Here is a 13,380-nt window from a genome sequence, read left to right as displayed (position 1 = left end):
CCGTCCCCTCCCCCGTGGGTAGGGCCGCCCGAGTCCATGCTGATCGAGTAGCCCGCTCCGCGGCCCCCTGCATGCTGATCGAGTAGCCCGCGCAGCGGGCGTATCGAGATCCACCGTCCCCAGGAGGCCGGGTCTCGATACGCCGCCTGCGGCGGCTACTCGACCAGCATGATCTGCACGCCGTCTCCCCTTCCATGCTGACCGAGCAGCCCGCGCAGCGGGCACCCGCATGCTGATCGAGTAGCCCGCGCAGTGGGCGTATCGAGATCCACCACCGCCGGACACGTCGCACGCCTTGCTCCTGCCGCAGCGTCATGTGGTCTGCTCGAAGCACGTCCCGACCCGACCCGGAAGGCCAGCCATGCTCTCGTTCCCGACCCCGCCCCGTGAGGTCCTGATCGGCGACGCCGCGGCGTTCGTCGGCATCACGCCCCGGACGATCCGGCACTACCACCAGATCGGCCTGCTCCCCGAGCGGGAGCGGGGCGGCGACGGGCGCCGCCGGTACGGGCACGCGGAGATCGTCCGGCTGCTCTGGATCCGCCGGACGGCCGACGCCGGGATCGCCCTCGACGACATCCGCGACGCCTTCGCCGGCGCCGAGCCGGTGGCCGCGGACGACGAGGACGAGGTCGCCGCCGTCCTCGCCCGGCTGGAGGAGACCCTCGCCGCGCAGGAGGCCGAGCTGCAGCGGCAGCGGGCGTCGGTGCAGCGCATGCGCTCCCTCGGCAGCCGGCTGGGCCTGCTCGACGACCTCGTCTCCGGCCGCCTCGAGAGCGCGCCCGAGGGCTCGCTGCGCCAGGACGACCTGGACGTCCTGCTGGTCACCGAGCGGGTGTTCGGCCCGCTCGGCGCCGCCATCCAGGCAGGCCGCTTCGCCGCTCTCGCCGCGCACCCCGACCTGCGCGCCGCGTCCGACCGCGTCGACGCCGCCGAGGAGGCCCTGGACGATACCGTCGCTGTCGACGATCCCCGGGTCGCGCAGGTGGCGGCCGAGCGGCACGCCTTCGAGACGGAGCTGCTGCGCGTCTGCGCGGATTCCGGCCAGCTGGAGGAGGACGACGCCCTCGCCGAGGCCTGGGACGAGCGGCACCCGCCCGAGGAAGCCGAGACGCCCGCCCCCGCGGCCGATGCGCGCGCCCGAAGCGCGGCGGACGTCATCCGGAGCCTGCCCTACGACTTCTCCCCCGCCCGCGTGCGCTGCATGGAGCTGGCCGTGCAGCTCGGCGTGGAGGAGCCGCCGGCGTCCTGACCGCTCGGGTCAGCCCGCGCGGATGCGATCGGCGAGCTCCTGCGCGTCCTCGTCGCCCGGGAGGATCTGCACCGAGTCGCCCTCGATCGCCTGCATCACCGCCACGGCCGAGACGACCACGTCGCCGGCGCGCAGCAGAACCCGCGCGTCCGGGCCGGCGCCGGCCGCCTCCGCCGTCGCGTCCCGGAAGAGCTCGGCGCCGTCCTCGTCGAAGCGCACGTCGACGGTCCGGGCGTCGCCGGTGCCGGACACCTCGACCGAGGCGACACCCGCCCGGGTGAACGCCGCCGGGTCGACGAGCACGTCCTGACCGCCGACCGCGACGCACTGCGGATCCGCGCCGGCCTCGCAGACCGCGGACACGGCGAGGTCGAGCCCGCCGCCGACCGCCTCCGGCGCGGGCGGCGTGCAGCCGGCGAGCGCGAGCAGGAGGACCCCGGCGGCTCCTGCGGTGACGTGCGGACGGTTCACGATGCCCCCTCGGGTCCCGGAGCGCGCCACGATACCGAACGCCAGCGGGCACCGCACCCGCCGACCCCATCGACCCCCTGCCGATCGAGCTGCCCCTTCATGCTGATCGAGTAGCCCGCGCAGCGGGCGTATCGAGATCCACCGTCCCCAGCACGCCGGGTCTCGATACGCCGCCTGCGGCGGCTACTCGACCAGCATGCGGCGGGCGCGCGAGTGGACCCGGACCGGGTTCCGGCCCGGGCGCAGGGCCCGACGCGCGTCCACTCGCGCGAGCCGGCCCCGCCGAGTGGACGCGTGCAGGGGCCTGCTCGGGACTCGAGGCCCGTCGCGGGTCCACTCGAGGATTCGTGCTGGTCGAGGAGGCCGCAGAGCGGGTCCGATTCATGTTGATCGAGTAGGCCGCGCAGCGGGCGTATCGAGATCCACCGGCGCCAGATGATGAGTCTGCAGACCCGCCCTTCTGGTGACGGCGGGTCTCGATACGCCGCCGCAGGCGGCTACTCGACCAGCATGGAAAAGGCACGCAGGCTCACTCGAAGAGCGAGAGGGTGAGGGTGGAGCTGTAGTCGCCGGCGTCGACGGTGGTGGGGGTCTTGAGGGTGAGGGCCGCGTTCGCGGTCCAGGAGCCCTCCTCGGCGACTCCGGCGCTGTCGTTGGTGATGGCGAGCAGCTCCTGGTCGACGAGGCCGACGCCGTCGGGGCCGCCGTCGAGCGCGGTGTCGACGACGTCGCCCTCGGCGACGAGGCCGGAGTCGCCGCCGTCGATCAGGTTCGGGGCCCAGCCGAGGTTCTCGGCGCCGATGGTGTCGCCGGTCGACGAGGTGAAGTCGCTGGCGGTTCCGAGGACGTACCAGCCGGCGCCGGCGGGGATGTCCGCGGCGTCGCGGGTGTCGGTGACGGTGACCGTGGGCAGGGTGCCGGTGAACTGGCGGGCCACGCTGTTCGAGCCGTTCTCGGTCAGGGCGGTGGAGTCGCTCGCGACCGTCATCGACAGCGAGCCGGGCGTCGTCAGCGGGGCGATCTGCACGTTGACATCGACGTCGTCCGCGCCCTGCTGCTCGTCGGCGAACGCGGTGCCGGCGACGCCGAGCAGGAGCAGGCCTCCGGCGAGACCGGCGGCGCCGCGGGTGAGAAGGGGGCGGATCCGGGTGGGGCGGGTGGTCATGGCGGGGGTTCTCCGTTCTCCGGCCGGCCTCGTCGCCGACTCGTCGTCGCGCGTCCCGCCCCTCCCGTTCGATCATTATCGATCATCGAGGAAGGGCGTTCCGCGCTGCCGAGCAGACTATCCCGTGGTCGCTCCAGGAGGAAAGACCCTGCTCGCGCGCCGCTTCGAGCCGTTGCGCCCGCGAAACCGCTCGGATACGGTGACCACAGCGATCGCTCTCCGCATGTTCTGAAATGATCGGAGTTGGCGGATCGCTCATCCCATTCGACTCGACGACGAGGCGCACTCATGCTCAACCGCTCTCCCCGGCACGCTCGAGGCTCGCAGCCCGAGCCCCCCTCGCACAGCAGGCCGCACCGCAGGAAGGAGGGGAGGGGACGGACCCTCGTCGCGGCGACCGCGCTCGGCGCCCTGCTCGCGGCGGGGCTCGCCCAGGTGCCGGCCGCCCAGGCCGCGCCCTCGGACGTGCAGGCCGTCACCGTCACCGCGGCCGACGTCGCCGCCGCCGCGGAGAGCGTCAACGCGCTGACCTTCAAGGGCTTCGGCATCCTCTCCGCGAACTCGACCAGCGCGCTGCTGCTCGACTACAAGTCGCAGCACCCCGAGAAGTACTGGGAGCTGATCGAGACGCTCTTCGGCGGCGAGCACCCGATCATGACCACCATCAAGATCGAGATGGGCAACGACCGCAACACCTCGACCGGGCCGAACGTCGCGACGATGCGCTCGCGCGACGAGTACCCGAACGTGCAGCGCGAGCCCGACTTCCAGCTGGCCGCGGACGCGCAGAAGGTCGCCGAGGGCGACGTGCACGTCAGCATCCTGCGCTGGAGCCGCCCCACCTGGGTGACCAGCGACGAGGACCAGTACATCTGGTTCAAGAACACCGTCCTGGCCGCGGAGCGCGAGTACGGGATCATGGTCGACTCGATCAACCCGGACACCAACGAGACCACGAGCCCGAACGCCGCGCTCTACAAGAAGTTCTCGACCTGGCTCCGCACCGACACCAAGGGCTACGAGGGCGCGAGCGCGCAGGACCCGAGCAACGGCTTCGCCTCGGCGGACGAGGGCGAGCGCTACCGCGCGATCCGCACGGTCGCGGCGGACACGGTCGGCACTCCCCCGACGTCGTTCGGCGACCAGCTGAACTCGGCCACCGACCCCTCGCTCCGCGACGCCGTCGACGTCGTCGGCTTCCACTACGCCACCTCGGACGACGCGAACGGGAACCTCAAGAGGTTCGCGCAGACCTACGACAAGGAGATCTGGAACTCCGAGGGCCAGGCGACCTTCTCCAACTCCGCCGACCGCCCGAACAACACCAACCCCGACGGCCAGGGCGGCACGGGCACCGAGTTCGGCGGGACCAACAGCGCGCTCGAGATGAGCAACTGGGTCACCTCCGGCTTCGCGAAGTCGCTCCGGACCCTGAACATCTTCCAGCCGGCGATCGGCTCCTTCTACGACGGCTTCCAGTACTCCTCGAAGGAGCTGGTCAGCGCCCGCGACCCCTGGTCGGGCTGGCTCTACTACGACGGCGGCCTGGCCGCGGTCGAGCAGTACACGCAGTTCGCGCAGCTCGGCTGGGAGAACGAGGACAACACGGCCGGCGTCTGGCGCGGCATCCCGCAGGCCTCCGGCAGCGCGCTCGGCGGCGGCAACCCGCCCAGCGGCGCCTCGACCGGTGCGGTGTCGTACACGACGCTCGCCGCGCCCGACGGCTCGGACTTCTCGACCGTGATCGTCAACGACAGCCCGTTCGAGAAGACCTACGCGATCTCGGCGAAGGACCTCGACCTGGGCGACGACCGCACGATGGAGGTCTGGGAGACCCGCGCGGCCGACGCCGGCGAGGCCTACGACGCGAACTACGTCGTACCCGTGTCGGAGCTGTCCGCCGTGGACGGCGTCTACACGGTGACGGTGAAGCCGTGGTCGACGGCGACCGCGACCACGCTCGACCACGCGGCGAGCGCCGGCGGTGTCCTCACCCCGCGCGAGGGCTACGGCTCGACCCTGCCGACCTCGCCCGAGTACACCGACGCCGACGGCGGCCGCGACGTGCTCGACACCGACGCGAGCGGCGACGTCAACGGCGTCACCACCGACTCCGTCCTCTACGCGGACGACTTCGACTACACCGAGGCCGCGGACATCCGCTCCTACGACCCGGCGACCGGCGCGCTGAGCGACTCCGGCGAGTCGTTCCTCGACAGCCGCGGCGCGAAGGCGAAGCCCGCCGGCACCCCCGCGGTGCAGCCGGAGGACGACGGCGCGATCCCGCGCTACACGAACGACACCAATGGCGCCTTCGAGTCCGTGGCCACCGGCGACGCCGCGCGCGACCGCGTGCTGCGCCAGCAGGTCGGCCCGGGCATGAACGGCTCGGCCTGGAACGGCGGCGACCCGAAGACGACGATCGGCGACTACCGCTGGGCGAACTACCGCGCCTCCGTCGACGTGCTCTTCGAGAACGGCGGCACCCCGTACGCGACCCTCGGCGCCCGCGAGCAGGGCGGGACGCCCAACGGCCAGAACGTCTCCGCGGCCGAGCTGCGGGTCGACGCGACCGGCGCCTGGAGCCTGCTGCGCTACGGCACCTCCGTCGCGTCCGGCACCGCCTCCGCCACCCCCGGCACGGCGTTCCGCACCGGCACCGGAGTGTGGAACCGGATCGCCGTGCAGGTGGCGGGCGACCGCTACACCGCGTACCTCAACGGCGTGCAGGTCGCGGCCTACACCGACCCGGCGCCGCAGGCCGCAGGGCGCGTGCAGCTCGGCTCGGCCTTCACCTTCACGCAGTTCGACGACCTCGTCGTCGAGCAGGTGCCCGGCTTCACTCCCTACTACTCCACCGTCGTCGACGGCATGCACCAGACCAGCTGGAGCGACGGCTCGACGCCGATCCTCGAGTTCGACGAGCAGTGGACCCACGTCAACGGCCAGGGCATGTTCGAGTGGCAGCGCACGGCGTCGAAGAGCACCGGGAAGGGCGCGGCACTGAGCTACTCCTTCACCGGGACCGGACTCGACGTCCTCGGCAGCAACACCGGGGCGGCGACGCTGAACGTCACGGTGGACGGCGTCCGGGTGGCGACGAACGCGCCGACCTGGGCCGCGGGCAGCGAGCGCACGGCGTTCCAGCTCCGCGGTCTCGCGGACGGCGCGCACACCGTGGTGCTGGAGACGGCGAACGACGGCGTCCTGAACGTCGACGCGGTCGGCGTGGTGGTCGCGAACGCGGACTCGTCCGCCGTCGACACCACCGCCCTCGCGGCGGCGCTGGCCACGGCCGAGCGCTTCGTCGAGGCGGAGTGGAGCGCCTCCTCCTGGGCCCCGTTCGCGAGCGTGGTGGGTTCCGCGCGATCGGCGCTGGCCGATCCAGCCGGCTACGGCCTCGACGCGGAGGGGGCCGCCGCTCTGGTGGCGCGCCTCAGCCGGACCGCCGCGGAGCTCGTGCCCGAGGGCGTGAGCACCGACGTCCGCGACCTCGGCCTGATCGCCGGGACCGCCTCCGCCGGGCTGCCGAAGACCCTGACCCTCGAGGGCGCCGAGCGCGCCGTGACCTGGGACGCGGGAGCCGCGCAGGCCCTCGCCGGGACGGCGGAGCTCGGCACGGTGCGGCTGACCGGCCGGACCACCGAGAAGGTCGCCTCGACCGGAGTGTTCCAGCGCTTCTCGGTGCCGCTGCTCGTGACTCCCGCCGACCTGCGCTACTTCGTCGACTCGGGGTCGAGCGGCTCGGCGGCCGGATCCGCCTACGCGGCCGTGAAGGCGAGCCAGCCGGGCGTCCTCAACGACGCCGCCGACCGGAAGTGGGACGGGGTGTCCGCGGGGAGCACGTGGGGCTACTCGACCACGTCGACCGGCGCGGTCGTCCCGGGCAACCCCGCGGATTGGAGCTCCTCGTACGTGCCGGCCGACTTCGGCAAGCCCGTCGTGACGCACCTCACCCTGCCCGCCGGCACCTACGACGTCGTCGCCGTGCAGGCGCCGCGGGCCGGACTGACCACCAACGTCGTCTCGACCGTCACCGCGGCCGGCACGACGAAGCGCGCTACCGCGGTCTCGACCGGGGCTGCCACGCCGGTCCGCCAGCAGGTGACCCTCGCGACACCGGGCGTCGTGGACGTGTCCTTCGGGACCGACGGGACGAGCGGCTACAACGCGCGGCTCGCGCTGGTCTACGTCCAGAGCGTGACCCGCGACCTCGGCTACCAGGGCGCGCTCACCGCGAGCGCCGCCCTGCCGACCACCGTGACGGTCGACGGCGCCTCGACCGGCGTCACCTGGGACGCGGACTCCGCGGCCCAGACCCGCACCGACTACGCGCCGGTGACCCTGCGCGGGACGCTCGCGAACGGCGCGAAGGTGACCGCGCGCTACGAGGTCGTGCCCGAGGGGCTCGTCTACTACATCGACTCCGGTACCGCGGCGACCTCCTCGCCGCAGTACGGCGCGGTGCAGGCGGCCGTCCCGTCGCTGCTCAACGCCGTGTCGGACCGGGCCTCGACCGCCGCCGACCAGTGGGGCTTCGCGCCCGAGGGCATGAAGGTGAAGACCGGGACGGACGTGAACGACAAGTTCTCGACCGGTCTCTACCAGGACACGACGCAGCTGATCTACCGACTGCCGCTGGCCGCCGGGACGTACACGCTGACGGGCGGGTTCACCGAGTGGTGGAACCTCAGCCGGACGATGAACCACACCGTCTCGGCCGGGGGCGTGGAGCTGGCCAAGGGCAACATCCCGCTGTCGGGCACGAACACGCCGCTGACCGGGGCGCTGACCTTCACCCTCGCGGCGCCGACCACGGTGGAGTACCGGGTGACCAACGAGGGCGCGGGCGGCGAGAAGCCGGTCATCTCATGGCTCGGAGTCGCGGCGGTCGCCCCCGCCGCCCCGGCGCTGCCGGACCTGGACGTGACGGTGCAGAGCCGGTGCGTCGCGGGCAAGGTGCAGCTGGGCGTCACCGCGGTCAACACGGCCGACGTGCCGGTGGGGATCACCATGACGACGGCCTACGGCGAGAAGGCGTTCACCGCCGTCGCGCCCGGCAAGAGCGTGTTCCACTCCTTCACCACCCGGGCGAAGGCGGTGCCGGCCGACGCGGTCGACCTGACCGTGACGGGCACCGTCGACGGGGAGGACGTGACGCGCGAGCAGAGCGAGGAGTACCCGGCCGCGAGCTGCTGAGGAGCGGTGCGGGAGCCGGCGTCGCCTTCGTGAGGAGGGCGGCGCCGGCTTCCGGCGTGTGCGGGGGCTGGAGCCTGGGGTGAGCCTGTGCGAGTTCTCAGTGTCCACTCCACGGACCTCGGGCGGGCGGCGGTCGCGCCTACGGTCGACCACGAGCACGACGGCGTGCGGCACTCCCCCTCGAGATCCGCTCCGACCGGAAGGCACGCCATGACCACCACGCTCGACCGCCCGACCCCCTCCTCCACGGCCCGTCGCGGCGCGCTGCCGGGAGCCTCCGCCGGACTGCTCGTCCTCCGCCTCGCGCTGGGCGCCGTGTTCCTCGCGCACGGCTGGCAGAAGATCGCCGTCGACGGCCTCGCCGCGACGACCGAGGGCTTCGGAGCGATGGGGATCCCGTTCGCGGCCGTCCTCGCCCCGGTCGCCGCCTTCACCGAGCTGCTCGGCGGCGCGGCGATCATCGTCGGCCTGCTGACGCGGATCGCCGCCGCCGGCCTCGCGATCACGGCGCTCGTCGCACTCGTCGTCGTCCACCTGCCGGGCGGCTTCTTCGCGGCCACCGGCGGCATCGAGTTCGTCCTGGTGCTGGCCGCCGGAGCGGTCGCGCTCGCGCTGACGGGCGCCGGCCGCCTCTCGGTCGACGCCCTGCTGCGCCGCCGCCGCTGACGCGGATCTGCTCGGGAGGGATGCCCGCAGAATGCTGGTCGAGTAGCCCCGCAGGGGCAGCCCATGCTGGTCGAGTAGCCCGAAGGGCGCATCGAGACCCACCACCGCCCGCTCGGTGGTCTGCCGGCTCCGGTCTCGGCCCGGGTGGATCTCGATACGCCCGCTGCGCGGGCTACTCGATCAGCATGAGGAGGAACATTCCGCGGCCACGGTGCCTGGCCGACCGCCTCATGCCGGTCGCGCAGCCCGCAGGGCTCTCCCTGCTGGTCGCGCAGGCCGCAGGTCGATTCATGCTGGTCGAGTAGCCGCCTCCGGCGGCGTATCGAGACCCACCTTCACCGAGACATCCGGGAGCAAGCCTCCTCCCCAACCCCCGATCCGCCTGCCCTCTCCCCCGATCGGCCCCTGCCCCCGCTTCGATGTCGGTGGCGCCTGGTTCAATACGCGTATGTCAGAAGATGAGAATGCGGCAGCACTCGCGGAGGTGCGCAACTGCTTCGACTACTCCGCGGCCACCGAGCGCGCCGCCTCCCCGACGCGCCTGAGGGCGGCCGAGCGGATGCACCGCGGCTACCGGCTCGCGCTCACCGTGCAGGAGGGCTTCGCCCGCGGAGCGTCCCGGAGTGAGACCCGCGACCTGGCCGAGCGCTCCATCCGCGCCGAGCTCGCGGTCACGATCGGCGTGTCCGAGCGGGAGGTCTGCCGCCGCCTCGAGACCGCGCAGATGCTGATGGAGCACCTGCCGCTCACCCGCGCTCTGCTCCGCGACGCGCGGATCCTCTGGGAGGTCGGCGAGGCCGTCTGCCGGACGGCGAGCAGTCTCCCTGAGGCCTCCCGCGCGGCACTCGACGAGCGCGCCGCCGACGCCGCCCTCACGATGACGACGACCCAGCTGCGCCGAGCGTTGCAACGCTGGCGCGAGGAGCTGCACGAGCAGCCCCTCGCCGAGCGCCACGCCCGCGCGAAGGAGGACCGCGCCGTCTGGGTCACCCCGGACGTCGACGGGATGGCCACGCTCTGCCTTCACGCCCCCGCTCCGGCGGTGACGGGCGCCTACGACCGGCTGCGCCGCATCGCCCGCACCCTCCGCGACGACGGCGACCCCCGCACCCTGCAGCAGCTCAGCGCCGATGCCGCCGTCGACCTGCTCTGCGACGGCGACATCGCGGGAACGACTCCGAACGAAGAGCACCGGCCCGACCCGACCTTCGTCCCCGGAGTGCGGGCCGAGGTGCGGCTCACCCTCGCGGCGTCCACCGCCGCAGGTCTCGACGACGCACCCGCGGACCTCGACGGCTACGGACCCGTCCCCGCGGACGTCGCCCGCGAGCTCCTCCGAACGGGAGCCTCCTTCACGCGGGTGCTCACCGATCAGGACACCGGCGCCGTCGTCTCCGTCGGCCGCACTTGGCGCGTACCACCCGCGCAGATGCGCCTGCACCTCCACCTCCGCGATCAGACCTGCCGCTTCCCCGGCTGCACCCGCACGGCCTCAACAGCCGAGGCCGACCACACGATCGAGTGGCGCAACGGCGGCGAGACCTCGCTCGAGAACCTCGTCATGCTCTGCACGTCCCACCACCACGTGCGGCACGGAGAGCAGTGGAGCTACGACCGGATCGATGACCACGGGACCCTCGTATGGACGAGCCCGACCGGCCGGCGGATCAGCAACCGGCCACCGCCTCTGCCCGGGCGGCCGCCGGACCGGCCGCCGGGGCCCCGTTTCGACACTGTTCCCGCACCGTTCTGACGGTGGACGGATCTCGATACGCCCGCTCCGCGGGCTACTCGATCAGCAAGAGGTGCCCGCTGTGGGCTACTCGATCAGCATGGTGTGCCCGCGAGGCGTGCTGCTCGATCAGCCTGCAGTGCGCGCGCAGCGCGTCGGCGTGCGCCGCCGACATGCTGGTCGAGTAGCGCGCAGCGCGTATCGAGACCCACCGTGACCAGGCATGCCCCGAAGCTCTGACGCGGGTGGATCTACTTGGAAGAGACGCCCGCAGACATGCTGGTCGAGTAGCGCGCAGCGCGTATCGAGACCCGACCCCCGGACGGCGGTGGATCTCGAGACGCCCGCGAGGCGGGCTACTCGATCAGCATGAGGCGCGTGCACGGCGCGTCCGGGTGCACCACGGACATGGTCAGGCGCGGGCGGCGGCAAGCAGGGCGCCGAGGCGGTCGAGCTGGGCCGGGTCCTCGAGGGCGGAGCCGACGGCGGCGACGCGGACGCCGGCGTCGAGGAAGTCGGAGACGTTGGCGGCGTCGAGGCCGCCGGTGGCGACGAAGCGGATGCCGGGGAAGGGGCCGCGGATGTGCTTGAACCAGCCGGCGCCGAGCCAGGTGGCGGGGAAGGCCTTCAGCCAGGTGAGGCCGAGCGAGGCGGCGAGCTGCACCTCCGAGGGGGTCGCGACTCCGGGCAGCAGCGGGAGGTCGACGGCGCCGGCGGCGGCGAGGATGCGCTGGTCGAGGCCCGGTGAGACGAGGTAGCCGGCGCCGGCCTCGCGGGCGAGCGCGACCTGCTCGGGGCGGACGATCGTGCCCGCTCCGACGGTCTTGCCGCGCTCGGCGCCCAGGCGCGCGACCTCGCGGAGGGCGACCTCGTCCACCGCGGTCTGCAGCGGCACCTCGACCGAGTCGATGCCGAGGTCCCAGGCGGTCGTCGCGAGCGCGATCGAGCGCTCCACGCCCATGCCGCGCAGGATCGCCATCAGCGGGGCGCCCGCGAAGACCTCGTCGAAGGGGCTCGCGGTCGGGCTCGCAGTCGGGGTGGTCGCGGGGGTGGTGGTGAACGCAGTCATCGTCGTGCCGTTCTCTCGTCGAGGGAGTCGCCCGCCACGGCGAGGGTGAGGGCGGCGCGGTCGTGGCCGCGGCGCAGGCGTGCTCCGGGGTCGGCGCCCTGGAGCAGTGCGGCCAGGTAGCCGCCGGCGAAGGCGTCGCCCGCGCCGACCGCATCGAGCACCTCCACCTCGTGCGAGGGCTCGAAGACCCAGTCGGCAGCGTCGGCACCGGTATCGGCATCAGCACCGGCATCGGCACCGGCGCAGAACACCGTCGCGCCGATGTGGCCGTCCTTGACGACCAGCTCGGCGACGTCCGGGAACAGCGCCCGGACGTCCTCGGCGGTGCGGGTGCCCCACAGCGTCTCCGCCTCGTCGCGGCCGACGAAGACCACGTCGGCCAGCCGGACCAGCTCGGCGAGCACCGGCGCGGCATCGGCGACGCTCCAGAGCGCGGCGCGGTAGTTGACGTCGAGGCTCACCGGAATGCCGAGCTCGCGGGCGCGCAGGGCGGCGCGACGGAGGAAGCGGTCGGCCGGCTCCGAGAGCGCCGCGGTGATCCCGGACAGGTGCAGCAGCGCCACGTCGTCGAACGGCGCGGCATCGGCGTCAGCGGTGTCGAGGTACGCGGCGGCCGAGCCCGCCCGGTAGTACGAGACTCCGCGCCCGGGGTCCTTCACGTAGACGCCGGTGGGATGACCGGGGTCGCGGACGACGCGCGAGACGTCGATCCGCCGCGCCGCGAGCTGCCGGAGCACCCGCTCGCCGAGCGCGTCGGCGCCGAGCCGGCTGTGCCAGCGGACGGGGACGCCGAGCGCCGCCGCGTGCGCGAGCACGTTCGACTCCGCACCGCCCGCGTCGACCAGGAAGTCGTCCGCGTCGGCGACGGACCCGCCGCAGGGCACCAGCACGGCCATGGTCTCCCCCATGGCCAGCAGCACCCCGCCGACAGCGGATCCGGACGTCACGCCAGGTCCTTCACCGGCGCCGCATCCATGTCGTCGAACGCCTGGTTCTCGCCCGCCATCGCCCAGACGAAGGAGTACGCGGCGGTACCGACGCCGGAGTGCAGCGACCAGCTCGGCGAGAGGATCGCCTGGCGGTCGGCCACGACGAGGTGCCGGGTCTCCTGGCGCTCCCCGAGCAGGTGGATCACGCGCGCGTCCTCGGGCAGGTCGAAGTAGAGGTAGCACTCGGTGCGGCGGTCGTGGGTGTGCGCGGGCATGGTGTTCCACATCGAGCCCTCGTGCAGGGTCGTCACGCCCATCACGATCTGGCAGCTGCGCACGCCGTTCTCGTGGATGTACTGGTTGAGCGTGCGGCGGTTGCTCGTCGCCTGCTCGCCGAGCTCGCGGACGGTGCCCTCGCCGGGCGCGACGAGCACCGAGGGGTAGGTCGTGTGCGCGGGGGCCGAGAAGAGGTAGAACTGCGCGCCGGAGTCAGTCGAACCGGCGTCATCCGAGCCGTCGGCGTCCTCGAACGCCACCGCCTCGATCCCGCGACCGAGGTAGAGGCAGGCGCCCGAGACGAGCGTGTACGTCTCGCCGTCCGCGGTCACCGTGCCGGTGCCGCCGACGTTGACGATTCCGAGCTCGCGGTGCTCGAGGAACGTCTCGCTGCGGATCTCCTCGTAGCCGGTCAGCTCGAGGCGCTGCCCCGCGGGGACGGCGCCGCCGAGCACGATGCGGTCGTGGTGCGTGTAGACCAGCGTGATCTCGCCGGCGACGAACACCTCCGGGACGAGGTACTCCCGGCGCAGGTCCTCGGTGCTCATGCCGGGGATCTGCGAGGGGTTGGTGGCGTAGCGCTGCTCCATGGGGAGACTCCTGTCGGGTCGGTTCTGGTCG

At 73.0% G+C, this 13,380-nt stretch carries 9 protein-coding genes; 4 read left to right on the top strand and 5 right to left on the bottom strand.

Annotation, left to right across the window (positions count from 1 at the left end):
* Positions 1–361 precede the first annotated feature (361 nt).
* Complete coding sequence (locus tag EDF17_RS14690; RefSeq protein WP_123447356.1) at positions 362–1,252, top strand: MerR family transcriptional regulator; 891 nt, start codon at positions 362–364, stop codon at positions 1,250–1,252.
* Positions 1,253–1,261: 9 nt separating this feature from the next.
* Here EDF17_RS14690 and EDF17_RS14685 read toward each other — a convergent pair whose 3' ends face one another.
* Together EDF17_RS14685 and EDF17_RS14680 are read right to left on the bottom strand one after the other, a co-directional pair.
* Positions 1,262–1,723 (bottom strand): hypothetical protein, encoded by a 462-nt coding sequence (locus tag EDF17_RS14685; RefSeq protein ID WP_123447355.1) that lies wholly within the window; start codon positions 1,721–1,723, stop codon positions 1,262–1,264.
* A 529-nt stretch (positions 1,724–2,252) separates the two neighbouring features.
* Complete coding sequence (locus tag EDF17_RS14680; protein WP_123447354.1) at positions 2,253–2,888, bottom strand: hypothetical protein; 636 nt, start codon at positions 2,886–2,888, stop codon at positions 2,253–2,255.
* Between the two features lie 288 nt (positions 2,889–3,176).
* On the opposite strand from EDF17_RS14680, the gene EDF17_RS14675 reads away from it, so the two are divergent.
* The 3 genes from EDF17_RS14675 to EDF17_RS14665 all read left to right on the top strand — a co-directional run bounded on the left by EDF17_RS14675 (position 3,177) and on the right by EDF17_RS14665 (position 10,506).
* A complete protein-coding gene (locus tag EDF17_RS14675; protein ID WP_123447353.1) occupies positions 3,177–8,087 on the top strand; it encodes a hypothetical protein in 4,911 nt (1,636 codons plus the stop codon).
* 210 nt (positions 8,088–8,297) lie between these two features.
* A complete protein-coding gene (locus EDF17_RS14670) occupies positions 8,298–8,753 on the top strand; it encodes a DoxX family protein (protein ID WP_123447352.1) in 456 nt (151 codons plus the stop codon).
* 448 nt (positions 8,754–9,201) lie between these two features.
* Complete coding sequence (locus EDF17_RS14665; RefSeq protein ID WP_123447351.1) at positions 9,202–10,506, top strand: HNH endonuclease signature motif containing protein; 1,305 nt, start codon at positions 9,202–9,204, stop codon at positions 10,504–10,506.
* Between the two features lie 391 nt (positions 10,507–10,897).
* Here EDF17_RS14665 and EDF17_RS14660 read toward each other — a convergent pair whose 3' ends face one another.
* From EDF17_RS14660 to kduI, 3 genes are read right to left on the bottom strand one after another with little or no spacing between them, the layout of a single operon-like run.
* On the bottom strand, positions 10,898–11,554 hold the full coding sequence (locus EDF17_RS14660; protein WP_123447350.1) for a bifunctional 4-hydroxy-2-oxoglutarate aldolase/2-dehydro-3-deoxy-phosphogluconate aldolase: 657 nt from the start codon (positions 11,552–11,554) through the stop codon (positions 10,898–10,900).
* Complete coding sequence (locus EDF17_RS14655; RefSeq protein ID WP_243732909.1) at positions 11,551–12,501, bottom strand: sugar kinase; 951 nt, start codon at positions 12,499–12,501, stop codon at positions 11,551–11,553. Before EDF17_RS14655 ends, EDF17_RS14660 begins: the two co-directional genes overlap by 4 nt.
* Positions 12,498–13,349 (bottom strand): 5-dehydro-4-deoxy-D-glucuronate isomerase, encoded by an 852-nt coding sequence (gene kduI, locus EDF17_RS14650; RefSeq protein ID WP_123447349.1) that lies wholly within the window; start codon positions 13,347–13,349, stop codon positions 12,498–12,500. Before kduI ends, EDF17_RS14655 begins: the two co-directional genes overlap by 4 nt.
* Between the last annotated feature and the right edge of the window lie 31 nt (positions 13,350–13,380).

Origin of the sequence: Rathayibacter sp. PhB1 (genome assembly GCF_004362935.1) — a bacterium.
Lineage (GTDB): Bacteria > Actinomycetota > Actinomycetes > Actinomycetales > Microbacteriaceae > Rathayibacter > Rathayibacter festucae.
The sequence above is the reverse complement of the archived record's forward strand: the minus strand, read 5'-3'. Positions and strand labels throughout refer to the sequence as shown.